Below are 26,400 nucleotides of genomic sequence, written 5' to 3'. Positions count from 1 at the left end.
GTAGAGCGATAGTTCTAAGTGTAAGCGGATTTCAGAATAATCTGACAATTTATAAGTTTATCCATTTAATAATTGCCTAAAGCTGCTCAACAACTGTTTCTTGTACATTTATTTTTCTCATTTCTGTTCCAGCTAAAAGTTGATCAAACCCTAACATGGTGTTGCTCATTTCCGACTACTTAAAAATTTACAAACATAAAGTAAAAATTAAAGTGTAACCAAAATTACCAATCAATAAAAAAATAATCTATAAGTGCTCGCATAATCATCCATGATCATAAAATACCAATTGTGGGCATAGTTAAAGGAAAAAAGAGGTTTAACTGCTGATTTCTAACTTTTGACTTCTGACTTTCAATTACTGCCTTGTTAAAATACTGTTTAAAGAATTGGGGAAACTAAAAATCCAACGTTAGACTGAAAAACGTTAGATTAATCGGGGTGCATCGCTACGCGGAAGGCGAAAGTTAAATAAGCATCAGGCAAAAGTTGACCATAACAAAGCCTCAGCTTTTACCAGTGTCTAATCGGCCAATGCCTTATGCAATAGCAAAAACCCTTTTTGATAAGAACCAAGTAGATTTGGTAGCAGTTATATGACGAAACGTACCTTTGCTGTAATCGGTTTAGCTGTAATGGGAGAAAACCTAGCTCTTAATGTGGAGAGTCGTGGTTATCCCATTGCTGTTTATAACCGTAGCCGCGAGAAAACAGACAGATTCATGAGTACCCGGGCCGTCGGCAAAGATATAAAAGCGGCCTACTCTTTAGAAGAATTAGTCCAAACCTTAGAACGGCCCCGTAAACTCCTGGTGATGGTTCAAGCAGGAAAACCTGTTGATTACGTCATTCAAGATTTAAAACCTCTCCTTGAAAAAGGAGATATGATCATTGATGGCGGTAACTCTCTCTATGAAGATACCGAAAGACGCACCCAAGAATTAGAAGCCACCGGACTTGGTTTTGTAGGAATGGGTGTTAGTGGTGGAGAAGAAGGTGCATTAAAAGGCCCTAGCTTGATGCCTGGGGGCACAGAAGCTGCCTATAGAGAACTTGAGCCCATTTTAACCAAAATTGCTGCCCAAGTAGATGATGGCCCGTGTGTCACCTTTGTGGGACGCGGTGGAGCTGGTCACTATGTAAAAATGGTGCATAATGGGATCGAGTATGGCGATATGCAATTAATCGCTGAAGCCTATGACATCATGAGAAATGGACTAGGGTTGAGTAATGAAGAATTGCACAAAGTCTTCAAAGAATGGAATACTACTGATGAACTTAATTCTTTTCTAATTGAAATTACCACCGATATTTTCAAATACAAAGACCCAGAAACCGGAAAACACCTAGTAGATCTCATTCTCGACTCCGCAGGACAAAAAGGAACCGGACGCTGGACAGTAATGACTTCCTTAGAGTTAGGGGTTCCTATTCCTACAATCTACGCTGCGGTAAACGCACGGGTTATGTCTTCGTATAAAGATGAACGAGTGGCTGCATCCAAGGAACTACCCGGACCCACAACTAAATTCGAAGGAGATGCCAAAGCATTTGTCAACAAAGTACGAGATGCTTTGTACTGTTCTAAGATGTGTTCTTATGCTCAAGGAATGGCCCTAATTGCTAAAGCCTCAGCCGAGTACAATTATGGGGTAAGTTTACCTGAATCTGCTCGTATTTGGAAAGGCGGTTGTATCATTCGTGCTGGTTTTCTTGATAAGATTAAAAAGGCATTTATTGATAACCCCACCTTGCCAAATTTGTTATTAGCTCCTGAATTTAAGCAGAGTATCCTAGATCGTCAAGAGGCATGGCGCGAGGTGTTAATGTTGGCTAACAGGTTGGGTATTCCTGTTCCTGCGTTTAGTGCGTCTTTAGACTATTTTGATAGTTATCGTCGTGTTAGTTTACCCCAGAATCTAACCCAAGCACAAAGGGATTATTTCGGGGCGCATACTTACGAACGTATTGATAAACCCAGAGGCGAATTTATCCATACTGAGTGGGCAGCTCAATAGAAGATTTTTACCTCGCTTATTAAGCATACAAACTCTCTCTTTCGGGAGAGTTTTTTTAGTTAAACTCATCGAGTGGGCATTGCCCACCTTACCTAAAACTACACTGAAAACTGTGTTGTAATACGTTTCATAGCTTCTGTTATATTCTCCCGACTGTTGAAAGCAGAAATTCTGAAATATCCTTCTCCTGCGGCACCAAACCCAGATCCTGGAGTTCCCACCACATGAGCAGTATGCAGTAATTTATCGAAAAAATCCCAACTTGAGAGATTATAGGGGGTTTTTAGCCAAATATAGGGAGAATTTACGCCGCCATATACCTTAAAACCTGCTTTTTTTAGTTGATTACAGATTATATGAGCATTTTCTAAGTAAAAACTGACTAATTTCTTAACTTGTGCTTTCCCTGTATCGGAATAGATTGCTTCTGCCCCTCTTTGTACGATGTAGGACACCCCATTAAATTTGGTACACTGGCGACGGCTCCACAGTTTCCACAATTCTATATATGACCCATCAGAAACTTTGGCGGTAAGGGTTTTGGGAACTACTGTGAAAGCACAACGAGTCCCTGTGAATCCTGCATTTTTAGAAAAAGATCTAAATTCGATAGCACATTCTTTGGCTCCTTCAATTTCATATATAGAATGGGGAAGACTGTCATCGGTGATAAAAGCTTCATAAGCAGCATCAAAAAAAATAATAGATCCTTTGGACTTAGCATAGTCTACCCAGGTTTTGAGATAGTCTTTGGTAGCGGTTGCCCCTGTGGGGTTGTTAGGAAAACAAAGATAGATCAAATCAACTTTTTGACTAGGAATGTCTGCAATAAAATTATTCTCTGCATTGATGGAAAGATAAACTAAGCCGTCATATTCTCCTTTGTCATTAGCTTCCCCCGTATGACCAGCCATGACGTTTGTATCAACATAAACGGGGTATACAGGGTCGGTAACGGCGATTTTATTATCCTTACCAAAAATATCAAGAATGTTCCCTGTGTCGCATTTAGCTCCATCTGAGACAAATATTTCTGAGGCATCTACATCACAATTCCTTGCTCGGAAGTCATTAGCCGCGATTTTTTCCCGTAACCAGCTATAACCTTGTTCTGGTCCGTAGCCTTGAAAAGTTGCGCGATAACCCATATCTTGCACAGCTTTAATCATGGCAGTGCGACAAGCTTCGGGCAGAGGTTCGGTGACATCCCCGATACCCAGCTTAATGATATTAGTATCAGGATTGACTTCGGCGAAAGTTTTGACTCGTTTTGCGATTTCGGGAAATAGGTATCCTGCCTTGAGTTTGAGGTAATTTTCGTTTATAGTTGTCATGTTTATTTTTCTACAAATGCTTTTTATTTAGCTTACACTGTGTCAATAAATTTGAAGATAATTTCAAAATTGGTGTTCTGTTAACGTAATCGATGAGGTTTTAAAACTTAGAAATTGTTTAAATTACTAAAAATTTACTTATTGTTAATGACAAGATAGAATCAAAATCTGTTAAATTCTGGTGTATTTTACTATTATTAGTATAATCTGATGAATTTGATAATTATATAAAGCTGTTCTTTAACAGCGGGTGGTAAGGAGAGCTGACTTTATTGAGAAATAATTTTTCAGGTGAATAGATGTCATTAATCACAATCAGCAGAAAAGTCCTGTTTCTCATTCAGAACATTCAATACATTCAATAAAATATTATTTCATTCTAAATCGTTATCGTTAAAAAACAAAGAATCTCTTCCCTGATTAGGAAAGAGATTCTTTGTTCAAAAACAAATCCTGGCATCGAGCTATTGTCCCGGTGGGCTACCCCACAAGTATCTTGGCCGCTGCCGCGTTTCACAAGCGAGTTCGGGATGGGATCGCAGTGGGACCACGGCGCCAGAGACACCAGGAAGTGAAGAGAAAAGTATCCTCAAGACTGCAAAAAACGAGAAAAAAGAAGTCTAAGTAATGTAGAAGGTCAAGCCCTCGATCTGTTAGTATGCCTCGGCTTCGTTCATTACTGAACGTCCACCTAGCACCTATAAACGGGTAGTCTTCCCGTGATCTTACCAGGTTAACCCTGTGAGAGCACTCATCTTGAGGTGGGCTTCCCACTTAGATGCTTTCAGCGGTTATCCGCTCCACACTTGGCTACCCTGCGTTTACCGTTGGCACGATAACAGGTACACCAGCGGTGTGTCCTTCCCGGTCCTCTCGTACTAAGGAAGGCTCCTCTCAATGCTCTTGCGCCTACACCGGATATGGACCGAACTGTCTCACGACGTTCTGAACCCAGCTCACGTACCGCTTTAATGGGCGAACAGCCCAACCCTTGGGACGTACTTCCGCCCCAGGTTGCGATGAGCCGACATCGAGGTGCCAAACCTCCCCGTCGATGTGAACTCTTGGGGGAGATCAGCCTGTTATCCCTAGAGTAACTTTTATCCGTTGAGCGACGGCCCTTCCACGCGGTACCGTCGGATCACTAAGGCCGACTTTCGTCTCTGCTTGACTTGTAGGTCTCGCAGTCAAGCTCCCTTATGCCTTTGCACTCTACGGCTGATTTCCAACCAGCCTGAGGGAACCTTTGCGCGCCTCCGTTATCTTTTAGGAGGCGACCGCCCCAGTCAAACTGCCCACCTGAAACTGTTCTTTCCCCGGTTAACGGGTTAAAGTTAGAATTCTAGCCTTTCTAGAGTGGTATCTCACCATTGGCTCCATCTGACCCACAAGCCAGATTTCAAAGCCTCCCACCTATCCTGCGCAAGAAAAGCCCGAACCCAATTCCAGGCTACAGTAAAGCTTCATAGGGTCTTTCTGTCCAAGTGCAGGTAGTCCGTATCTTCACAGACAATCCTATTTCGCCGAGCCTCTCTCCGAGACAGTGCCCAGATCGTTACGCCTTTCGTGCGGGTCGGAACTTACCCGACAAGGAATTTCGCTACCTTAGGACCGTTATAGTTACGGCCGCCGTTCACCGGGGCTTCAGTCGTTAGCTTCAGTTACCCTGACCAACTTCCTTAACCTTCCGGCACTGGGCAGGCGTCAGCCCCCATACTGCGTCTTACGACTTAGCGGAGACCTGTGTTTTTGGTAAACAGTCGCCTGGGCCTCTTTACTGTGACCACCTCTCGGTGGCACCCCTTCTCCCAAAGTTACGGGGTCATTTTGCCGAGTTCCTTAGAGAGAGTTATCTCGCGCCCCTTAGTATTCTCAACCTCCCTACCTGTGTCGGTTTCGGGTACAGGTAATTAGAAATTAACGTGGTCCGGGCTTTTCTGGGAAGCATGACATCAGTCACTTCCTCTCCGTAGAGAGTCGGACTCGCAACTCAGCTCAGAACGTTTTCTCCGTTCCTCAAAACCTCGTATACTTACACCGGTAACCATTATCCGGCTGACTTAGCCTTCTCCGTCCCCCGCCACAATCTCTAATCAGTACGGGAATGTTAACCCGTTGTCCATCGACTACGCTTTTCAGCCTCGCCTTAGGTCCTGACTAACCCTCCGCGGACGAGCCTTCCGGAGGAACCCTTAGGGTTTCGGGGTATATGATTCTCACATATATTTTCGCTACTCAAGCCGACATTCTCACTTCTATGCTGTCCACACCTGCTTGCCGCTAGTGCTTCACCCTACATAGAACGCTCCCCTACCACAGTTTCCTGTCCACAGCTTCGGTAGGATACTTAGCCCCGTTCATTTTCGGCGCAGGAGCGCTTGACCAGTGAGCTATTACGCACTCTTTCAAGGATTGCTGCTTCTAGGCAAACCTCCTGGTTGTCTGTGCACTCCCACCTCCTTTATCACTTAGTATCCATTTGGGGACCTTAGCTGGTGGTCTGGGCTGTTTCCCTTTCGACGATGAAGCTTATCCCCCACCGTCTCACTGGTTGATGCATAACGGGTATTCTGAGTTTATCTCACCTTGGTACCGCTCTCGCAGCCCGCAGCGAAATAGTGCTTTACCCCCCGCTATGGTACACAACCGCTGCGCCTAAACGCATTTCGGGGAGAACCAGCTAGCTCCGGGTTCGATTGGCATTTCACCCCTAACCACAGCTCATCCGCTGATTTTTCAACATCAGTCGGTTCGGACCTCCACTTGGTATTACCCAAGCTTCATCCTGGCCATGGTTAGATCACCCGGGTTCGGGTCTACAAATTGTGACTAGCGCCCTGTTCAGACTCGCTTTCGCTTTGGCTTCAGGTATTTTCCCTTAACCTGCCACAACCTGTAAGTCGCCGGCTCATTCTTCAACAGGCACACGGTCAGACGTTAAATCGTCCTCCCATTGCTTGTAGGCTAACGGTTTCATGTTCTATTTCACTCCCCTTACTGGGGTTCTTTTCACCTTTCCCTCGCGGTACTATTTCACTATCGGTCACACAGGAGTATTTAGCCTTACGAAGTGGTCTTCGCAGATTCACACGGGATTTCACGTGCCCCGTGCTACTCGGGATTCAGCTAGGCTGTTTAAGTTTTCGACTACAGGACTTTTACCTTCTTTGGTGCAGTGTTCAGCTGCTTCGTCTAACTGCTACAGTCCACGTTGCTGTCCCACAACCCCACCTGCCGAAGCGGGTGGTTTAGGCTGTTCCCTTTTCGCTCGCCGCTACTAGGGGAATCGCTTTTGCTTTCTTTTCCTCGGGTTACTAAGATGTTTCAGTTGGCCCGGTTGGCTCGCACCACCCTATATATTCAGGTGGCCGTATTTAAGGTTGCCCCATTCGGAGACCTCCGGCTCAATGCTTGTTTCCAGCTCCCCGGAGCGTTTCGTCGGTAACTACGTCCTTCATCGCCTCTGTGTGCCTAGGTATCCACCGTTAGCCCTTTGTAGCTTGACCATTTCAACATGGTTGCTCATTACTTGGACTTTTTTATTTAGTCAGTATTCCCTTACGCTTTTGATGGCATAAAGTTTATGACTACTTTCTCGTTTTTATGCAGTTTTCAAGGTACTTTACTGGACTCTGATTGCCCAGCAGTCTGTCTTACTCTACTTAGATAAGACTCGGTGCTGGACTTATGTCTGAGTGTCGTTATACTGGTTAGGTGGGCCATCCTGGACTTGAACCAGGGACCTCACCCTTATCAGGGGTGCGCTCTAACCACCTGAGCTAATAGCCCTTATTCCGAACCAATCCCAGTTTAGAAGCTAATTCAGTAATCTAAGCAGTTTTCTCTTGCACGACCTTGGGATTAGCTTCAAGGAAAGATACTGTTTTTGTTAGGTTTCAGACCTTCGTCTTACACCTTTTACCTTTTCCCTAAGCTGAGGTCTCCCTATAAGGAGGTGATCCAGCCACACCTTCCGGTACGGCTACCTTGTTACGACTTCACCCCAGTCACCAGCCCTGCCTTAGGAGTCCCCCTCCAAAAGGTTAGGGTAACTACTTCGGGCGTGACCAGCTTCCATGGTGTGACGGGCGGTGTGTACAAGGCCCGGGAACGAATTCACCGCAGTATGCTGACCTGCGATTACTAGCGATTCCTCCTTCATGCAGGCGAGTTGCAGCCTGCAATCTGAACTGAGGCTGGGTTTGATGAGATTCGCTTTCCCTCGCGGGGTCGCTGCCCTTTGTCCCAACCATTGTAGTACGTGTGTCGCCCAGAGCGTAAGGGGCATGCTGACTTGACGTCGTCCTCACCTTCCTCCGGTTTGTCACCGGCGGTCTCCCTAGAGTTCCCAACTTAATGATGGCAACTAAGGACGAGGGTTGCGCTCGTTGCGGGACTTAACCCAACATCTCACGACACGAGCTGACGACAGCCATGCACCACCTGTGTTCGCGTTCCCGAAGGCACCCTCGACTTTCATCAAGGTTCGCGACATGTCAAGCCCTGGTAAGGTTCTTCGCGTTGCATCGAATTAAACCACATACTCCACCGCTTGTGCGGGCCCCCGTCAATTCCTTTGAGTTTCACACTTGCGTGCGTACTCCCCAGGCGGGAAACTTAACGCGTTAGCTTCGGCACGGCTCGGGTCGATACAAGCCACACCTAGTTTCCATCGTTTACAGCTAGGACTACAGGGGTATCTAATCCCTTTCGCTCCCCTAGCTTTCGTCCCTGAGTGTCAGTTCCGGCCCAGTAGCGCGCTTTCGCCACCGATGTTCTTCCCAATATCTACGCATTTCACCGCTACACTGGGAATTCCCGCTACCCCTACCGGACTCTAGTTTCTCAGTTTCCACTGCCTTTCCAGAGTTAAGCTCTGATCTTTAACAGCAGACTTGAGTAACCACCTGCGGACGCTTTACGCCCAATAATTCCGGATAACGCTTGCATCCTCCGTATTACCGCGGCTGCTGGCACGGAGTTAGCCGATGCTTATTCCTCAGGTACCGTCAGATCTTCTTCCCTGAGAAAAGAGGTTTACAACCCAAGAGCCTTCCTCCCTCACGCGGTATTGCTCCGTCAGGCTTTCGCCCATTGCGGAAAATTCCCCACTGCTGCCTCCCGTAGGAGTCTGGGCCGTGTCTCAGTCCCAGTGTGGCTGCTCATCCTCTCAGACCAGCTACTGATCGACGCCTTGGTGAGCTCTTACCTCACCAACTAGCTAATCAGACGCGAGCTCTTCTCCTGGCAATAAATCTTTCACCTTACGGCACATTGGGTATTAGCAGTCGTTTCCAACTGTTGTCCCCAACCAAGAGGTAGATTCTCACGCGTTACTCACCCGTCCGCCACTAGCTCCGAAGAGCCCGTTCGACTTGCATGTGTTAGGCATACCGCCAGCGTTCATCCTGAGCCAGGATCAAACTCTCCATAGTGTTTAATCTGACTCTTACCGATACTTATCAACGTGAGCTGATTTCTCGGCTTTTCTTACTCTTTATCTTACTATTTTGCTCGTCTATGTAGACAGGCAAAGCGGTAAGATGTATAATTGTTTTAACAACAAGAGGCTTACTTATAGCTGTTAGCTTCTAAACTATGAATTTTTCAAGGTCCGAAGCGCTGGAAAGAGTGTGTTGCTCTCAACCGCGCATTTACCAATCTACACCAGAGTATTAGAAAATGTCAACCCTTTCTTAAAAAATTTTTTTTCCTTTCTTCATGAGCCTCTTTAAACAAGGATTGTCAACCCTATAAAGATGGTAGGGCTTGGTTTAAGTAAGGGGGTTTGTTATATAGTATGTAGCGCGAGTATTTATCTCTAATTTTCTCTGCGAGCAAAAAGTGGTCACTACACTGCATCTATACTTAAATGTGCAAGATTATATGTGGGATTTGCTGAGCATGAGTTCAACAAGTTTAATTACAAACTCCTAGAGGAGGAAAATAGTTCAAACTAATTTCTGTGATTTGTTCTTCGTAAGACAAAAAAAAATGCGCAGTAAATATTTATTACTTAAGGCATAAGCTTCACAAAACGACTATTATCGACTAAATTTAGAAGATGTTTTCTTGCAATGAGAAAACCCTACTAATGAATAAAATTTTCTCAAGGTCTGGTGCTGTGAACTACAAAAGAGCAATTATAATAATAGTGCTTCTGCCGGGTTTTCAAAAAAACCAGCATTTTTTACTAGTTTAATTCACAAAATAGTTCGGTGAGATATGAACAAGATTTTATCTCCATAAAACCAGACTTTAATGAGTGCTATTTATGGAACAGAACTATGGCTTATCCTTTCATCTTAACCTTCTTTTAAACTCGCGTAAAATGAGAGCTAGTTTTGGGATTAGAAGAAAAAAAATTACAAGAAACTCTAACCTCAGATCTAATTTTTATCAATAAATTCATGCTATAAATAGGTTTGTGGTTGTCTAAACTAAAAGTAGAAATAAAGTCTGTATTCAGCAGTATATAATCTTGTTTGTTATCTACAAAAATTTTCCTAGCAATCTTAAAGCTTCTATTTTAAATCCGGTTATATACTTGAACAGATTTAATTTTTAAAGCAATAGTGACAAAAAAAGTAATCACTTTTTTATATAAGCTTTTCTAGACTTTTCATTCTCTTTACTTGTTAAAAAAAATCACGTTGCGAATTATACATAAGCTATTTAAGTGATCATAATGATACTCACGATGTGTGACCCTATTGAATATCACTGATAATTTGTTGTCCCATAGGAGAAATTGCATAACCTAAAAATATTTTAACTGCTTCTGAAGAAGGTTTTCGGTAAACAAAATAGAGTGATTGTCTATAAGGATATTTAAAGACTTCAGGGGTATGGTCGTCGATGGGAACAATTCGTACTGTCTGTTGATTTGCAGCTTGAGGATAAGTTGCATAACTAATGCCATCGGTGCCTAGATTTTGTAAGATAGAAGTAGTGACCTCTTGAGTTGTAGTGGTGATGTCAGGAGTATCACCGAAATCCCTTCCTTTCAGGATTAGTTGTTCAAAAATCCGGCGTGTGCTACTGGTAGAAGGATGATTAATTACTTGAATAGTTCCTGGAGATCGTCCTAAAGCTGACCAATTAGTGATTTTTCCCTGAAAAATATCAACTACCTGAGCTTGTGTTAACCCATAATGAAAAGAATTTTGAGCCCCAATTACGATGGCAATCACATTTTTAGCCATAAGAATAGCGGTTAATCCCGTGGATTTCTCATCACTAGTGAGATGACGAGATATTGCTGCTATATCAATATTGCCCTTTGATAATAAGTCAATGCTTTCATCTGATTTTTGTGTGTTTACAATTACCTGAGTTTCTGGGAATTGTCGTTCAAAACCATTTTTTAGAGCTTGATTAAGTAATACCATATTGATCGAGCTACTAATTCTGATACGAGTTCCTGGAGGAACTTTTGTAGGGAAAAAGAAAGTTCCTGAATCGGTAGGAGGAGGTGGTGGTGGCAAAGGATAATCGGATGTAATTGCTTGATTTTTAGAAAATATGGTCATTCCAAAAAAAATAATTCGGCGGGTTTCGCTAATTTTTTGAATAAACCACCAATACGTCCCTCCTAAAATTCCGGCTGCAATTAGAAGAAACATAATGATCCTGAAGACCTTGTTTTTTTGTGACATAATCTGTCTTTAATAACAACTTCTGACCAATTGTACTTAAGTAATTAAGTTCTATCCAGAGAAAAGTTCAACATAAAGGGCTTTATTGAAAATTACTAATTACTAAGGAAACTTTAAATCCTTTTATTGTAGAAATTTAGACTTTCATAAACTAGGTCTAATAAATTAGCAGCTAATAACCTCCAAAACTTGATTTCCATAAAGATTAAGTTTTGGAATGTTAACAACTTTGATAAATAAAGATTTATAGCCCTTTTTTATAAGAACTTTCTTGAAGATGGTCTAAGCTACAGTAGAAAGAAAAACTAAAAAATAGAAATCTATCGTCCAATATAACGTGACCGCATCTGGAACTCTTAACACTTAATTCAGGTTGTATAGTTAGAATAATCAACTTAACAATCCGTCAAGATTGTATACACAGAAGGTCTAATTAACATGCACCAGTGATTTTAGTTATTCCTCTATTGAAAAGAGAAACTTTCTTAGGAACTTGAATGAGCAACGAAACTTATTTCAACCATCCCACCTTCGGACTACTTTATAGAGTATGTCTATTAGATAATAATCAAGAGTTATTTACAACCTTGTATGCTCAACGATTATTCTTCCTATTAAAAATTTTGCCCACTGATATATTTTTTGAGCCAGTAAGTCGTTCTGGTGCTAGGCTGTTGGTAGAGACTCGTGTGCGCTACCTGCGCCGTCTAGGAGCTTTTCAAGATTATCAAGAACTTCAGATGATTTATCAACGAACATTTCCTTGATTATCGAGATATTTAACTCTAGAACAAAACTACAATATTTTTGTGGGTCAATGACTATCTCTCAACGTCTTCATCAAATTCGTCAACAACTACCTTCTCATGTTCGTTTGATAGCTGTTACTAAACAGGTGTCTGTTCCTCAAATACGGACAGCTTATGAATCAGGAATACGAGACTTTGCTGAAAGTCACCTTCAAGAAGCCATATCAAAACAAGAACAACTCAATGACTTAAAGGATATTTGTTGGCATTTTATCGGGCATTTACAATCAAATAAAGCTAAAAAAACGATTTTACATTTTGACTGGATTCATTCGGCTGATAGCATTAAAATTGTTCGACGTCTTAATCAACTTGCCGCTGAGTCTTTCTTATCTCCTAAAGTCTGTCTTCAAGTCAAAATTTTATCCGATCCCAATAAATATGGCTGGAAAGAAGAAGAACTTTTTGCAGGCTTATCAGAATTAGAAAATTGTAAAAGCTTGAAAATAAAAGGTTTGATGACAATTTTGCCTTTAGGTTTATCTGAAGTAGAAATTTTAGCTACTTTTAAAAAAGTAAAAGACTTAGCTCATAAAATTAAAAGACAGTCAAACTTAGATCTTGATCAGTTATCAATGGGGATGTCTGAAGACTATCTACTAGCCATACAAGCAGGAGCAACCATGATTCGCCTAGGGAGAATTATTTTTGGTAAAAGAGGTTAAATATCTCTGGCGTTTAACTTCCTCATTACTCTAATAAGTTGATTAAAAACATGTTTATGTGTATTTTACATAAAAAACTCACATAAATCTAATATATTCATTCTATTTTTTAAATTTTTTAGAAATCTTTCAGAAATCTTTCAGAGATTTTTGTTTGTTGATATCCTAAAATATAAGACAGCTGGTCAAAGATATCCTAAAATGTAAGACAGCTGGTCAAAGATGTCCTAAAATGATAAGACAGCTGGTCAAATAATATTTTTCTAACAATCTAAATGAGGGAACATATTATTGAACTAAAACGACTAAGAACATGTTATTGAACCAAAGCGACTAAATAGTAGAGCTATCCGAACCCAAAGGAACTGGCTTTGATGATGTCACTGAACTAAAAAAGTTCACTCGTCCTTAGAACAAACTAGACAGCGCGAAAAATGACTGAATAGCGCTCTAAATCCAATTTTAAGCCAACGGGTACAATGCTGTTATTTAACCTTTATCCCCCTGTTTGGTTAACCCTTTGTAAAACACGGAAATTTTGAATATGTCTTTGACAGAGAAGCTAAAAAGAATTGTAGGTATTGATGAACCTGTATATGATGAATACGATCCCTATGATTCAGAAAGTTATAAAGAAATGGATGAAGAGCAGCAACTCCCTTCCATGGGGAAAGAATATGCTCAACCATCTTCGCGTAATCGCGATTTGAATTTAACCTCGGATTCACAGATGGGAACAAGTAGGAGTAATGTCGTCGGAATGCCAGGGATTACTAATAGCATTGCTGAAGTAGTAGTTGTTGAACCCCGTTCGTTTGATGAAATGCCCCAAGTTATCCAAACCCTACGGGAGCGTAAGTCTGTTGTTCTCAATCTGAATGTGATGGATCCCGAAGAAGCACAAAGAGCTGTAGATTTTGTAGCAGGTGGAACTTATGCTATTGATGGACACCAAGAAAGAATAGGTGAAAGTATTTTCTTGTTCACACCCAGCTGTGTTAAGGTCAGTACTCTTTCTGGGATGGTTCATGATGTACCTGAAGTTCCCACAACTTCTGCGCGTACTTCGGCTCCTACCCCTAGTTGGGGAACTGATGCTAATCGTCTGGTTCAATAATCAGTGGAAGTATAGGTTTCTGCTACGTCGATATTGTAGTAACTATAATGTTTTGGTGAGAGCTGGATCGTTAAGTTAAATTCAATTAAAACTTGTGTCTATTAGATTAGGTATCATCGGCGGCGGGGTGATGGCAGAGGCTATTATATCCCGCCTTTTAAACAAAAAACTTTATTGTCCTCATGAGGTGTTAGTTAGCGAACCCAACCAACAGAGGCGAGAACTTCTTGGACGAATCTATCGGGTTAATCTTACTGAAGACAACCAAACAGTAGTTGAGTCAGGAGAGGCGTTACTATTATCTATTAAACCTCAGGTGTTAAATAAGGTTTTGGCTTCACTAAATGTAGTCAAATGTCCTGAGCCCTACCCTCTCGTTATTTCTATTTTAGCTGGAGTTCCCTTAATTCGCTTAGAAGCAAGTTTCCCTAAATATCCAATGCTGCGGGTAATGCCTAATGCGCCGGCCACCGTCGGGGCAGGGATGACCGTTATCTCCCCTGGACAAAGGGTTAAACCAAACCATTTGACGTTGGCAACTACTATTTTTGAAGCAGTTGGACAAGTAGTACAAGTACCAGAATCTTTGATGGATGCGGTTACAGGACTATCGGGATCAGGTCCTGCTTTTGTAGCTATGATGATTGAAGCTTTAGCTGATGGAGGAGTATCTGCCGGGTTACCGAGAGTAATCGCCACTCAACTAGCATTACAGACAGTGTTAGGAACGGCACAATTGCTAGAAAACACCGAGTTACATCCAGCCCAATTAAAGGATAAAGTCACTAGTCCAGGAGGAACCACTATCGCTGGAGTAGCTCAATTAGAAAAAGCTGGATTTCGTTCAGCTATCATTGAAGCGGTACAAGCAGCTTATCAGCGGTCCCAACAGTTAGGTGAATTAAGTAGGTAGCTTTAAATGAAAGGTAAAAAAGCAGATTATTTTGTTTCTCTAATTTCGTAAGCCTTTATTAAAATCAGTCTGGGTTAATTAAGTTAACATAAAAAATGGATGCAATCCTCTTTATTGTTAGTGGTTTATTTACACTTTTACCAAACTAGTTTGTGTAAAGTTGTCATTATAAAGAACGATGACCGCGTCTATACTCCTTATATTTGCAGTATTTTCGGCTTCATATGCCCCTCCATCTAAAACTTTTACTTGGTCCAAATATCTCCACAATAACATAGTTGCTTTCTTGTTTTTCAACTTCCTGGAACTATTTTCTATTTCTCGGAGTGTACTATAGTCCTTCTCTTCCCTAGATGATCTATCTAAAAATTGTTTTTTTAATTGTATTGTCTAAATAATTTAACCTATGATTATAAATATTTCCAACTCTTTATTCTTTTGAACTACAAACCAACCTCGATAGTCCTTGCTATTTATACCATTAACTGAATTTTTAATCAGTTTGACATCTAAACTAATTCTTTTTTTTAACTATTTTTTTATTTTAGTTTTTTCAAGCCCATTTACTTAATTATTTTAATTATTAACAATAATGAGTTCTGATTTTATTTATTCTTATCCTCCTCTAATTTCAGGGATTCTAATTAGACGCTATAAGCGATTTATTGCTGATATTGAACTTGAAACAGGGAAAATTATTACAGCTCATTGTGCTAATACAGGTCCAATGATAGGAGTGAGTAGGATTGGAAGTCGTGTTTATGTTTCTAAAAGTGATAATCCTAAGCGAAAATTAGCCTACACTTGGGAAATGGTTAATGTTGAAGGAGTTTGGGTTGGAATTAATACAGCTCTTCCTAATAAGGTCATCAAACTCGCGTTGGAACAACAAAATTTGCTAGAGTTGGCGGGACAGTATACCCAAGTTCATTGTGAGGTCCCCTATGGGAGTAATAAAAAAAGTCGTATTGATTTTCTTTTAACACAAGATGGGGAAAAATCTCCCATTTATATAGAGGTAAAAAATACAACCCTTAGTCAAGGAACAATGGCTCTTTTTCCTGATACTGTCACCAGTCGCGGACAAAAACATTTAAAAGAATTAATATCACTTTTGCCAGATGTAAGACCAATCATGCTCTATTTTATTAGTCGAAAAGATTGTTATTCTTTTGCCCCTGGAGATAATTTTGATGCTACTTATGGGAAACTTTTAAGGAAAGCAGTTAATGAAGGAGTAGAAATATTACCTTATCGTTTTGAAGTTACTCCTGAAGGTATTCGCCATTTAGGACTTGCAGAATTTTTGACATCCTCCTTATCTTAAGGTTAAAACGAATTCCTAGATAAATTATCTCAATTAACCGCAAACTGATGAATTTACAATAGTTAGAGAACATGTGGCACTTCTCTTCGTATAGATTTCATGGAGCTTCCAAATGTAATGGCAGAGCATATAATCGTACATCTGAAAAATTAATTCAACGCAGTTACTTTTACTTTCGCGTTCCCTACTCAGTCTGTAAATTATGTACCCTAAACTATCCACTTTGATAACGGGGTGCATTCTGAGGCAATTTGGGCAATATACATCATGGTTTGCTACCTGACTTCTCGTATTCTTACTACTTCTTGTATTAATCCTTAATGTTTATAATGAGTTATGTCAAGAGAATAGTTTTTAACTCAACAATTAGAAAAAAACTTTTGAAATTAAATACAAACTAAAGCCTAATTTTATAAAAACAAAGTCTGTCTTCAGAACCCAATTATAAGCTAGTGAAGACAAGCTTATGCCGTATCGTTTCATTCTTGTCAGATTTGATCTACAACTCTCGGTTGTATCACAACTTAAGTTCAGGAAAGCCATCACTTATTGTTACTATCGGCTGTTGATTTTGCATTTTTACGAGTAGTTTTGCTTTTGGTTGTTGTTTTACTTTGTGTTGATTTGCTGGTTATCTTTTTCTTTGTTGTCGCTTTTGTGGCTAACAATTCCAACGCTATTTCTAGAGTTAAAGTATCAACTGTTTCTCCTTCGGGAAGACTAGCATTAACCTTGCCATGTTTAACATAGAGGCCATAGGGACCTTCATAAAGGTTAATGACTTCTTTGTCTTCAGGATGAATCCCTAATTCTCGTAACGGTTTCTTGTCCCCTCGACTTCCTCTTCTGGTTCGTTTTGGTTGGGCTAATAATTCTACAGCTCGTTCTAGGTTAATCGTCAAGACATCATCCTCCGCTTTTAGGGAACGATAATCTTTACCTTCTTTACCCTGATCGTGAACTATATAAGGACCAAAACGCCCTAAACCAGCTTTGATTTTAGCTCCCGTGTCAGGATGATTTCCTAACAAACGAGGGAGAGATAACAACCCCACAGCTTTCTCTAGAGTGACATCTTCAGGTTTCATGTCTTTAGGTAAAGAGGTGCGTTTGGGCTTCTTATTATCCTCACTGACTTCTCCCAATTGAACGTAGGGACCATAACTACCGATAAGAGCATAGATAGATTCTCCTGTTTCAGGGTGTAACCCCAATTCTTTGGGTCCTTCTATTTTTTGCTTAAGAATTGTAGATACCCGTTCAGGATTAAGATCAGCAGGAGTTAAATCCATGGGAATTGAAGCGGTAATCACTTCTTCTTCCTGTATCACCTCAATATACGGTCCAAACTTTCCAAGTTTAACAGTAACCTCTAATTTGTCTAGGTTGACGGCTTTGGCTATTGCAGGATCTATGTTCTCAATACCTAATTGAACCAGATTGTCTAACCCCTTTTCCCCGAGATAAAAATCCTTAAGATAGGGAACCCATTGAGTTTCTCCAGTGGCAATTTCGTCGAGGGTGTGTTCCATTTTTGAGGTGAATTTTGTATCTACCAAATCATGGAAATGTTGCTCTAATAGACTCACCACTGCAAAAGCGGTAAACGTTGGGACTAAGGCTTTACTGCGCATTTGAGCGTAACCACGATCAATAATTGTCCCGATAATACTGGCGTAGGTACTCGGACGACCAACTCCCTCAGTTTCAAGAATTTTCACAAGAGATGCTTCGGTAAATCGAGTAGGAGGTTGGGTTTCATGATCTAACACGTCTAATTGCTGACAAGTAGGATGATCTCCTACTTGTAGGGATGGAAGAATTATTTCTTGGTTTTCTAAAGCTGCTTCAGGATCATCAGATCCTTCGACATAAGCTCGGAAAAAACCGGGGAAATCAATCCTTTTACCTGAAGAACGAAAGCCTGCATCTTCTACCTCAAGACTAATAACAATTTTGGTTAAACTAGCATTAGCCATTTGACAAGCTACAGTACGTTTCCAAATTAAGTCATAGAGGGAAAACTCATTACCTGATAATCCTGTTTCTTGGGGAGTGCGAAACTCATTTCCTGCTGGACGAATGGCTTCGTGTGCTTCTTGGGCTCCCTTACTTTTTGTTGTGTATTGACGAGGTTTGGGGCTAAGGTATTCTTTGCCATATTTTTGCTCAACACAGTTTCTCGCAGCAGTAATGGCCTGATCAGATAAATGGACAGAATCTGTCCTCATATAGGTGATATACCCTTCTTCATAAAGTTTTTGGGCAATCCGCATCGTATCCCGCGCTGAAATTCCTAATTTTCGGTTAGATTCTTGTTGTAAAGTAGAAGTAGTAAAAGGAGGAGCGGGTTTGCGGGTTGTGGGTTTTTCCTCTATATTGCTGACATTCCAATGTTTCCTGTCTAAGCGATTTTTAAGAGTATAGGCTTGATGTTCATCAAGAAGAACTACATTCCGTCCTTGAGTGATTTTTCCAGTACTGGGGTCAAAATCGTTAGCTGTAGCAATTTTCTTGTTCTTCAGAGTCACTAATTTAGCACTGAAGGAGTTCTTATCTTCTGTTTCTAATAAAGCTTTGAGATTCCAGTATCCTCCCGATTGGAAAGCTTGACGTTCTCGTTCTCGTTGTACTAATAGACGAACTGCTACTGATTGCACTCGTCCAGCGGAAAGGCCGCGAGCAATTTTTTTCCAAAGCAACGGAGAAACCGTATAACCCACTAAACGATCTAAAATTCGTCTTGTTTCCTGAGCATGAACCAAATTTTTATCAATATCACGACAATTCTTCAACGCTTGTTGGATGGCTTCGCGGGTAATTTCATGGAATACCATACGCTTGATAGGAACTTTGGGTTTGAGTAGCTGCAGCAAATGCCAACTAATACTCTCCCCTTCACGGTCTTCGTCAGTAGCAAGAATTAACTCATCCGCCTCTTTTAAAGCAAATTTGAGTTCTTGAACCACTTTTTTCTTACCTTTGGGAACGACATAAAGTGGCTCAAAATCATTCTCAATATTAATTCCTAAGTTTGACCAACTTTTCTCCTTATATGATGCGGGAACTTCCTCAGCTGAGGCAGGTAGATCTCGTACATGACCCATAGATGCTTCGACGCGATACCCTTTGGGTAGATAGTTTCTAATGGTACGAGCTTTAGTCGGAGATTCGACGATAACAAGCGTTGGCATAATAATAGTTCAGTCTAATCGAGCAAGTGTAGCAAATAAATCAGGTCTGTAATAGAGTTCTAATCAGCTCATAGTGTCTGGGTTTCCTATGTTAATCAGCTTATAGCATAAAGAATCGATTTGCTTTTTGAACATTTTTGGATCCAACACAAGGCTATTAATTACGATGATAAAGAGTCTCAGTAAATTTTTTCATCTATCTTGTTAGGTAATTTAGCATAACTTTCTGAAAGATTAACTCAATTTATAAAGAATCATAGGTAAGTTTCTATGTATCTGACTGAACACAATCTATGATGTACGAAAAAATCAATGGTTAGGGATATTATTTCTAAATACCTCTAGGACAGGGATATAATCAATCATACCTAAATTGTTTATAGGCAATAGGAGTGTCAATTGTAAACGAATATTGCAGACTGTGAGAAGTTTGATTAAAATCGAAGACAAATTGTTGACTAGAATACAATTATTATATGGACAAGAGCCATCATTTGCGAAGAAGTAAGACACTGAATTCGAATTTACTTCTTTTGCTTAAACCTGAAAAGGTCGTCTAACTATACTAAGTTTCACTTTCGGAAGAAATTACTTCATGAACTGATAGCAAAACAAGAATGAATTGGTTAACTCATCCTCCAAATTATTTTTAATCGAAATTATTTACGGAATTCGGGCGACGATTGCTTTACCAATTTCTAAAGAAGCAGTTGCTGCCGGAGAAGGTGCGTTACAAACATGCAAAGCTTGTTCATCTTGGATGATTAAAAAGTCATCTACTAATTTCCCATTAGGTTTCAAAGCTTGGGCACGGACTCCCGATTTGCTGACAATTACATCAGAGATGGTTACTTCAGGGATAAGTTGTTGTAAACTGCGAACAAAAGCAGCTTTGCTAAGAGAGCGGATAATTTCCTTTATACCTTCATCAGCGTGTTTGGCTGCTAGCTTCCAAAATCCTGAATAGGTCATAACTTCAGCAAAATCTTTGAGGTCGAAATCTATCTTTTTATATCCCTCTCGCTTTAAACTTAACACCGCATTGGGCCCAGCATGAACGCTGCCGTCAATCATACGAGTGAAGTGAACACCTAAAAAAGGAAATTCGGGATTAGGGACAGGGTAAACAAGATTTTTAACTAGATAGCGTTTTTCAGGAGTCAATTCGTAATATTCACCCCGAAATGGGACAATTTTGGCTTGACTATCAACTTTTGCTAATTTAGTTATGCGATCACTATGCAATCCGGCACAATTAATAACGAAATTTGTTTTAATTATTCCTTGATTGGTTTCTAAAATTTGGCTGTCGGAAGTTTTAACAATTTTTCTTACTTCTGTATTAAGATAAATTTCTCCTCCTTGCTCTTGAATTAATTCAGAATACTTTTGACTCACTTTTTTATAATCAACAATTCCTGAAGTAGGAACATAAACTCCAGCTAAACAATTAACATAAGGCTCGATTTCCCTCACTTCTTGAGAGCCAATCTTTCTGACTTTTAATCTTTTTTTTAAACCCTGTTGATAAAGATTATCTAACAAAGGAAGTTCTGTTTCTTTCGTAGCAACAATAACTTTTCCACAAACTTCATGAGGAATATCATAGGTGCGACAAAAATCTACCATAGATTGATTACCAACAGAAGTAAATTCTGCTTTAAAACTACCAGGTTTATAATAAATTCCTGAGTGAATGACGCCGCTATTTCGTCCAGTTTGATGAAAGGCAATACTGGACTCTTTCTCCAAAACTACAATCGAAGCATTAGGGTATTTCCGACCTAATAACATCCCTGTGGAAAGTCCGACAATACCCCCACCGATAATTGCAAAATTGTACATGATTTTCTTGACATTAAAAACAGTCTTATCTTATCATCTATTTTCTTCTCTGATAATTACAGAAAAAGACCAAGAAAAATGTCAATTTATCAGTTCCTAGAATCAACTTATTTTATTGTTTATTATTCGATTTCGGATTTCATTCTCTCTAAAGTTAAATTCATTTGATAAAACATTTGCTGAGGAGTGATGCCAAATTGTCCCAGTTGAGTTTTAAGTTGTTCAACAGTTATTTTTGCCATAAAATCTTCCGATAGCTCAAAACGCTTCATGAAGATTTTATATCGCTCCATAAGAGCTTCCATTTTATCAATAAAAATCTTCTTACCCTCACGATCAAACTTTCCGTATTCCCCTCCTAACTTCATTAAAGATTGATAGTCTTCAAATAACTGCTTGGCTTCTTGTTGAACAACTTCAGAATCAAAAAATCCCATTGTTATTTCATGTAATTTTAAACGACGTCGACCAGCAGTCCCGTCTGACAACAGGACTTCATATCCCATTGTAAATGACTCTAAACCTCCTGAAAACTACGGTTTTCCGTATTATCTTTAGTAGTTTAGTCGTTGATTGAGATACTAACAACTGTGGGATATGTATTCCCATAACAACTGTCTAATAGAAATTGTAGCTTTACTCCTAAACATTGTAAACTTGGTAATCAATTTTGTTTAGATATTTCTGACTTCAAGAAGGAACTGTTTCCCTATTAGCGACAGTCAAAAACAGTAGATTGAATAAATTTAGATCAATTGTTATTAATTCATCAAACATTCCATGGAAATTTGGAAAAAGCTGTTAAATCAACAAAAAAACCGTAAAGTAGGAATTATCTTAGCTTTACTCGCCACGATTGTTTCGTGGCCGATTGCAGGACTTCATAAATTTTATCTGGGGCAACCTGTCTGGGGAGTCATATACTTTCTATTGTGGGATAGTCCTATTCCCCGCATTGCTTGTGCTATTGACGTAGTATGGTATATCGTACAAGGGCAAGAATTGTTTAAGGTTCAATTTAACGGTTCATCTTTAGATAACCCCCGATCTGTTGATTTTAATTCTAACATTACTAAACCGGTGCAAGTCGAGGTAATTGCTGAAGGATTACGGGAATTAGATCAATTACGAGAAGAGGGGTTAGTTTCAGAATATGAATTTGAACAAAAACGCCGTCGACTTCTTGATCGCATTGTTTGATTTATAAAAGAAAACTTGTCAATTGTTAAATAAAAATTTTATGGATACCTATACTGAATCAGTTTTTTCATATCTTTAATTTATTTAACTTAAATTTGTTTAGCAGTATTTCTTGATTTTTTATAAGTAGTTGAATATGAGCAGTACTTTCTTATAAAGATGTCAATAAAATATGTTTGCTATTGATTAATAATATATATACTATCAATTAATACTGAAAAAATCAGGAAATGCTCTCATATAACAATGAATTTTAAAGAAACTTGGTACTAATAAAGATATTAGCTTACGTAAATATGATAATAACTTTTAATCTGGTCGAATTAGATTCATAATTTTATGTTCAGCTTGTGGTCAATTAACCTTTTTATATTTCTTATTTTTGACAAAAAATATCTAAACTTATAACCTATCTTATCCTGAGTATAATTTAATAATTTTTATTATCAATATTACTAATTTAGATTTTAAGATCATGTAAGATAATTCTATTTTTTTATAATCTAACTAGCACAAATATAAACTTAGTCCTTAGCCATTATTGTTTTTTTATAAAAATTAATTTTTATCTATCTTTGTTACTTTATTAGTTTATTTACATGAAATAACTTTGATAATTTAAAAGTTTTAAACCTAGTCAACATCCAGACTTTTTTCTTAATTAAAAGAAATTATATACATTTAATGTTTTTATTTTTATCTCAAGCAAAAATGATAAGTTGTTAAAAATTTAAACTGTTTTTCTTTATTTGGAAGAAATAAAGAAAAAAAATATCAATTAAACAATTAATTTAGTAACTGAGCAATACATAATTGACTAGTTTATTCACAGCTGTTACTAAAACATACTCAATTTATAAACTTTACCAATTTATTTAATAAAGTTAAAAACCTATAGTCTGATTTAGAAAAAATAAATAAAGAGACGATAGCAGAATATTTTTCTAGCTTTGGTTAAGATGTATTAATTTCCATAGAAGAAGTAAGTACTTTTCTACTAGTCTAAAAAAGACTAGTAGAAAAACTAAGATAAAGTGAGTTACTTTTTAGATTTATTCTTAAGACAATATTTTAAATAAAAGAGAAGATAGAAGACATATTTAATAATTTAATAACAAGCAATAAAATTTTAAATAAACTTCTAGAACGGATAAAAACTGTAAAGTTATTAATCAATAAATAGACAGCTCAACAAAATTGTAGTTTGTTCTAATAATTGACTTCCCTGAAAGGATATATAAAGGATTAATTAGAAAATTAAATTGATTATAAAGATAAACCAGTGGCTTAACCAAACTAACTGTAATGGTTTCAAAACAAGAGTTCAATAAAATTGATATTTTCTATGTGAACTCGTCATACTCAGTCAGTGCTCTTTGGGGAAATTTGACCATAAATTACAACTTATAATCAACAATTATTTTTAAGGGGAGTATCTATCACAACAGACTTTTTTTTGTAAAATTTTTTGATGCTGGTTAACAGAAGAATTTTGATCACTAGATACTGTGACTGACGAAGAAGACTTAGGAGATGAGTGATAAACTTCTCCAGTCTCTAGTTCTAAAGCTGTGTGTTTAAGATGATTAGAAATTCCTTCAACAGACAAAATAACAATGGCAATATAAATAAAATAGAGATGAAGAGGGCGTAACTCAAAAGTTGGAAAGCAAATCTGAATACAGGAAGATTGAAAAGACTTTTCTGCCGTTTTCGTGGGAAAATGACTAGCCAAAACCCTACCATTCAAACCTAAATAATCGGCAAATTTTCTAATTAATCCTCTGACATAAATCGGTTCTGGTAAATCCTTTAAAATACCCTTTTCAAGTGACTTTAACAACCCTAGAGAAATAAAGGTATCAGCGGCGACTGCCTCAAGAGAGATATTCTGTTCCTGACGAGCTTGATGGAGTTGATTTCCTATCTCGACCAGGATGTCATGTTGTACTTGTTCTAGATCATAAGATGAGGTTTTATCCCATCGAAGCCTAGATAGAAGTAATTTAATTTCCCTCAAAGAGGAAATTCCTGGTGAATCTACTCGATACTCCATTTCTGTGAGTTTTCTCGTCTGATTTTTCGTTATCAATAGATTCAGGCGAATTTTAGCCACTAACCGTCGCCAAAAAGTTAGACTCCCTTTTCTGGGAGGGATTTCAGATCGCTCTATCTTAGATAGTGAGTCTGACGATGGATTAACAGAGGGCTTTTTCCTAGACATAATGCTCAACTGAGCTTTTGAGATGTTTCCGTAATTAAATGGGAACGAGATTTCAGAAAATCAATTTCTGAGGTTGTTAGCAAACGATGGTGCCCGCTGGGTAAGCTAGATTCATGGAATGATTCTGAATCTAAGGTAATACAACCGATTGCACTGCGGTGGAGTCGGATTACATCACACCCCATCTGTTGTACGATACGGCGGACTTGACGGTTTCTTCCTTCAGTAATAACCACTCGTAAGTGAGTTTGCTCATGAGAGTAACGATGAATTACCTTAACCTGAGCTGGTAAGGTCTTTTTGCCCATAAGCATAACACCTTCACGCCATTGTTGTAAGCGTGTTTCTGGAATATTTCCAGAAATGACAACGTCATAAGTTTTCGGTAAATGATACCGAGGATGGGTTAAGTTGAGGGTTAATTCTCCATCATTGGTTAAAAGTAAAGCTCCAGTTGAGTTGAAGTCTAGTCGCCCTACCGGATGGATTCCTGTGCCTTGACAGAGTTTTTTAGGCAATAAATCAAGGACTGTAGGACGACGTTGAGGGTCGTCACAGGTAGAAACGATTCTTTGAGGTTTATTGAGTAAAACATAGAGAAAATCAGTCCGTTGAGCTGGTTGAATAATTTGGCTATCCACTTCTAACCGATCATATTTAAGATCGGCCTTTTCACCTAACTGAACCCGATGTCCATTAAGCTTTACCCGTCCGGCTAAAATAAATTTTTCAGCTTTTCGACGGGAGGCAATTCCCCGTTGAGATAAAATTTTTTGGACTCTTTCTTTCATAGAGTTTACCTGTCTTAATAGGACTTAACTTTAGTTGAAAAACTCGAAATACAGCTTTCTATAAACATACTTTTTAGCTTAACTAGATGAAAAACTCTACCCTCTAATAATTCTGAGCAGCTATGCAACACTTAAGCTAGTTTATTATTTTTTAGTTCGTTGAAAACTTTTATTAAAATGAAGATGAATGTAGAAATAGTCTTGTTAATATTTTACTTTTGACCAAAAGAAACTATTTTAGTCAGCTTTTGACTTTTAAGTAATCGAAATAGCAAGATTAACCTAATTTAATCCTCAATTTTTGACTTATGTTTCCGATTAATCGCCCTCGTCGTCTACGTCAAACCATCCAACTGCGCCGCATGGTGCGAGAAACAATTCTAACAGCCAATGATTTAATTTACCCTTTATTCGCTGTTCCTGGGAATAAGATCGCCACAGAAGTTAAGTCTATGCCAGGAGTTTATCAACTCTCGGTAGATAAAATTGTTGACGAAGCCAAAGAGGTTTACGATCTAGGCATTCCGTCTATTATTCTTTTTGGTATTCCTAGAACTAAGGATGTTGCAGCGACGGGAGCTTGGCATGATCATGGAATAATTCAGCAGGCAGCTACTGCCATTAAAGAAGCAGTTCCCAATTTAGTAGTCATTGTCGACACTTGTTTATGTGAATACACCAATCACGGTCACTGTGGCTATCTAGAAGTAGGGGATCTAAGTGGACGAGTCCTTAATGATCCTACTTTAGAGTTACTGAAGAAAACGGCAGTTTCCCAAGCAAGGGCAGGGGCTGACATTATTGCTCCGTCAGGGATGATGGATGGATTTGTCCAAGCGGTTCGACAGGGGTTAGATGAAGCAGGATTTAATGATACTCTTGTTCTTTCCTATGCTGCTAAATATGCTTCTGCTTACTATGGTCCTTTCCGTGATGCGGCTGAATCTTCTCCTAAATTTGGAGATCGGTGTACTTATCAGATGGACCCAGGAAATGCTCGAGAAGCCCTCAAAGAAGTGAAATTAGATATCGAAGAAGGAGCGGATATATTGATGGTTAAACCTGCTTTATCCTATATGGATGTAATCTGGCGTGTTAAAGAACTAACTTACCTTCCTGTAGCAGCTTACAATGTTTCTGGGGAGTATTCTATGGTCAAGGCGGCAGCCCTTAATGGTTGGATTGACGAGAAAAAAGTGATTCTAGAAACTCTAACTAGTTTCAAACGGGCAGGGGCCGATTTGATCCTGACTTACCATGCCAAAGATGCGGTACAGTGGCTAAGAGAAGTTTGAGAGTGAAGAG

At 39.1% G+C, this 26,400-nt stretch carries 15 protein-coding genes, 1 tRNA gene and 3 rRNA genes; 8 read left to right on the top strand and 11 right to left on the bottom strand.

The window, feature by feature from the left end:
• The first annotated feature begins 596 nt into the window (after positions 1-596).
• Entirely contained in the window at positions 597-2,018 is a 1,422-nt protein-coding gene (gene gnd, locus RGRSB_RS05095; protein ID WP_119260119.1) for a decarboxylating NADP(+)-dependent phosphogluconate dehydrogenase, read from the top strand.
• A 98-nt stretch (positions 2,019-2,116) separates the two neighbouring features.
• On the opposite strand, the gene RGRSB_RS05090 is transcribed toward gnd, so the two are convergent.
• From RGRSB_RS05090 to RGRSB_RS05065, 6 genes are all read right to left on the bottom strand, one after another.
• Positions 2,117-3,352, bottom strand: a complete 1,236-nt coding sequence (locus tag RGRSB_RS05090) for an LL-diaminopimelate aminotransferase (protein WP_119260118.1) — start codon at positions 3,350-3,352, stop codon at positions 2,117-2,119.
• 451 nt (positions 3,353-3,803) lie between these two features.
• A 5S ribosomal RNA gene (gene rrf / locus RGRSB_RS05085) occupies positions 3,804-3,921 on the bottom strand.
• Between the two features lie 64 nt (positions 3,922-3,985).
• Positions 3,986-6,858, bottom strand: a 23S ribosomal RNA gene (locus RGRSB_RS05080).
• A 209-nt stretch (positions 6,859-7,067) separates the two neighbouring features.
• A tRNA-Ile gene (locus RGRSB_RS05075) sits at positions 7,068-7,141 on the bottom strand.
• Positions 7,142-7,300: 159 nt separating this feature from the next.
• Positions 7,301-8,787: ribosomal RNA gene (locus RGRSB_RS05070) — 16S ribosomal RNA — on the bottom strand.
• Together the 16S, 23S and 5S rRNA genes with 1 tRNA gene alongside form the textbook arrangement of a ribosomal RNA operon.
• 1,275 nt (positions 8,788-10,062) lie before the next feature.
• Positions 10,063-10,977, bottom strand: a complete 915-nt coding sequence (locus RGRSB_RS05065; RefSeq protein ID WP_232014459.1) for a substrate-binding domain-containing protein — start codon at positions 10,975-10,977, stop codon at positions 10,063-10,065.
• Positions 10,978-11,507: 530 nt separating this feature from the next.
• Between RGRSB_RS05065 and pipX the strand changes: the two genes are divergently transcribed.
• The 5 genes from pipX to sfsA all read left to right on the top strand — a co-directional run bounded on the left by pipX (position 11,508) and on the right by sfsA (position 15,841).
• A complete protein-coding gene (pipX, locus tag RGRSB_RS05060; RefSeq protein ID WP_119260116.1) occupies positions 11,508-11,777 on the top strand; it encodes a transcriptional coactivator PipX in 270 nt (89 codons plus the stop codon).
• Positions 11,778-11,827: 50 nt separating this feature from the next.
• Positions 11,828-12,484: a YggS family pyridoxal phosphate-dependent enzyme gene (locus tag RGRSB_RS05055; protein WP_119260115.1), complete on the top strand. Its 657-nt coding sequence runs from the start codon at positions 11,828-11,830 to the stop codon at positions 12,482-12,484.
• A gap of 544 nt (positions 12,485-13,028) precedes the next feature.
• Complete coding sequence (locus RGRSB_RS05050; protein WP_119260114.1) at positions 13,029-13,601, top strand: cell division protein SepF; 573 nt, start codon at positions 13,029-13,031, stop codon at positions 13,599-13,601.
• Between the two features lie 94 nt (positions 13,602-13,695).
• The gene (gene proC, locus RGRSB_RS05045; RefSeq protein ID WP_119260113.1) at positions 13,696-14,514 is read left to right on the top strand and encodes a pyrroline-5-carboxylate reductase; all 819 of its coding nucleotides are present in this window, start codon (positions 13,696-13,698) and stop codon (positions 14,512-14,514) included.
• 592 nt (positions 14,515-15,106) lie between these two features.
• Positions 15,107-15,841, top strand: coding sequence for a DNA/RNA nuclease SfsA (gene sfsA, locus RGRSB_RS05040; RefSeq protein WP_119260112.1), 735 nt, complete (start codon positions 15,107-15,109; stop codon positions 15,839-15,841).
• Between the two features lie 542 nt (positions 15,842-16,383).
• Here the strand turns inward: sfsA and topA are convergent.
• From topA to RGRSB_RS05025, 3 genes are all read right to left on the bottom strand, one after another.
• Positions 16,384-19,035 (bottom strand): type I DNA topoisomerase, encoded by a 2,652-nt coding sequence (gene topA, locus RGRSB_RS05035; RefSeq protein WP_119260111.1) that lies wholly within the window; start codon positions 19,033-19,035, stop codon positions 16,384-16,386.
• A gap of 663 nt (positions 19,036-19,698) precedes the next feature.
• Complete coding sequence (lhgO, locus tag RGRSB_RS05030) at positions 19,699-20,880, bottom strand: L-2-hydroxyglutarate oxidase (RefSeq protein ID WP_119260110.1); 1,182 nt, start codon at positions 20,878-20,880, stop codon at positions 19,699-19,701.
• 122 nt (positions 20,881-21,002) lie between these two features.
• Positions 21,003-21,317: a DUF1825 family protein gene (locus RGRSB_RS05025; protein WP_119260965.1), complete on the bottom strand. Its 315-nt coding sequence runs from the start codon at positions 21,315-21,317 to the stop codon at positions 21,003-21,005.
• A gap of 343 nt (positions 21,318-21,660) precedes the next feature.
• Here RGRSB_RS05025 and RGRSB_RS05020 point away from each other — a divergent pair, with 343 nt between their 5' ends.
• The gene (locus RGRSB_RS05020; protein WP_119260109.1) at positions 21,661-22,080 is read left to right on the top strand and encodes a hypothetical protein; all 420 of its coding nucleotides are present in this window, start codon (positions 21,661-21,663) and stop codon (positions 22,078-22,080) included.
• A gap of 1,423 nt (positions 22,081-23,503) precedes the next feature.
• Here RGRSB_RS05020 and RGRSB_RS05015 read toward each other — a convergent pair.
• Both RGRSB_RS05015 and RGRSB_RS05010 read right to left on the bottom strand, forming a co-directional pair.
• Positions 23,504-24,304: a helix-turn-helix domain-containing protein gene (locus RGRSB_RS05015; protein ID WP_119260108.1), complete on the bottom strand. Its 801-nt coding sequence runs from the start codon at positions 24,302-24,304 to the stop codon at positions 23,504-23,506.
• Positions 24,305-24,309: 5 nt separating this feature from the next.
• On the bottom strand, positions 24,310-25,095 hold the full coding sequence (locus tag RGRSB_RS05010; RefSeq protein WP_119260107.1) for a pseudouridine synthase: 786 nt from the start codon (positions 25,093-25,095) through the stop codon (positions 24,310-24,312).
• A gap of 308 nt (positions 25,096-25,403) precedes the next feature.
• Here RGRSB_RS05010 and hemB point away from each other — a divergent pair, with 308 nt between their 5' ends.
• On the top strand, positions 25,404-26,390 hold the full coding sequence (gene hemB, locus RGRSB_RS05005) for a porphobilinogen synthase (RefSeq protein WP_119260106.1): 987 nt from the start codon (positions 25,404-25,406) through the stop codon (positions 26,388-26,390).
• Positions 26,391-26,400: the final 10 nt, after the last annotated feature.

The organism is cyanobacterium endosymbiont of Rhopalodia gibberula (assembly GCF_003574135.1).
GTDB lineage: Bacteria > Cyanobacteriota > Cyanobacteriia > Cyanobacteriales > Microcystaceae > Rippkaea.
This window is presented reverse-complemented; position numbering and strand designations above follow the sequence as displayed.

What these genes read in the sequence shown, in the direction of transcription:
- gnd (WP_119260119.1), top strand. Translation starts at nt 597, where the DNA reads ATGACGAAACGTACCTTTGCTGTAATCGGTTTAGCTGTAATGGGAGAA.
- RGRSB_RS05090 (WP_119260118.1), bottom strand. Translation starts at nt 3,352, where the DNA reads ATGACAACTATAAACGAAAATTACCTCAAACTCAAGGCAGGATACCTA.
- RGRSB_RS05065 (WP_232014459.1), bottom strand. Translation starts at nt 10,977, where the DNA reads ATGTTTCTTCTAATTGCAGCCGGAATTTTAGGAGGGACGTATTGGTGG.
- pipX (WP_119260116.1), top strand. Translation starts at nt 11,508, where the DNA reads ATGAGCAACGAAACTTATTTCAACCATCCCACCTTCGGACTACTTTAT.
- RGRSB_RS05055 (WP_119260115.1), top strand. Translation starts at nt 11,828, where the DNA reads ATGACTATCTCTCAACGTCTTCATCAAATTCGTCAACAACTACCTTCT.
- RGRSB_RS05050 (WP_119260114.1), top strand. Translation starts at nt 13,029, where the DNA reads ATGTCTTTGACAGAGAAGCTAAAAAGAATTGTAGGTATTGATGAACCT.
- sfsA (WP_119260112.1), top strand. Translation starts at nt 15,107, where the DNA reads ATGAGTTCTGATTTTATTTATTCTTATCCTCCTCTAATTTCAGGGATT.
- topA (WP_119260111.1), bottom strand. Translation starts at nt 19,035, where the DNA reads ATGCCAACGCTTGTTATCGTCGAATCTCCGACTAAAGCTCGTACCATT.
- lhgO (WP_119260110.1), bottom strand. Translation starts at nt 20,880, where the DNA reads ATGTACAATTTTGCAATTATCGGTGGGGGTATTGTCGGACTTTCCACA.
- RGRSB_RS05025 (WP_119260965.1), bottom strand. Translation starts at nt 21,317, where the DNA reads ATGGGATTTTTTGATTCTGAAGTTGTTCAACAAGAAGCCAAGCAGTTA.
- RGRSB_RS05020 (WP_119260109.1), top strand. Translation starts at nt 21,661, where the DNA reads ATGGAAATTTGGAAAAAGCTGTTAAATCAACAAAAAAACCGTAAAGTA.
- RGRSB_RS05015 (WP_119260108.1), bottom strand. Translation starts at nt 24,304, where the DNA reads ATGTCTAGGAAAAAGCCCTCTGTTAATCCATCGTCAGACTCACTATCT.
- RGRSB_RS05010 (WP_119260107.1), bottom strand. Translation starts at nt 25,095, where the DNA reads ATGAAAGAAAGAGTCCAAAAAATTTTATCTCAACGGGGAATTGCCTCC.
- hemB (WP_119260106.1), top strand. Translation starts at nt 25,404, where the DNA reads ATGTTTCCGATTAATCGCCCTCGTCGTCTACGTCAAACCATCCAACTG.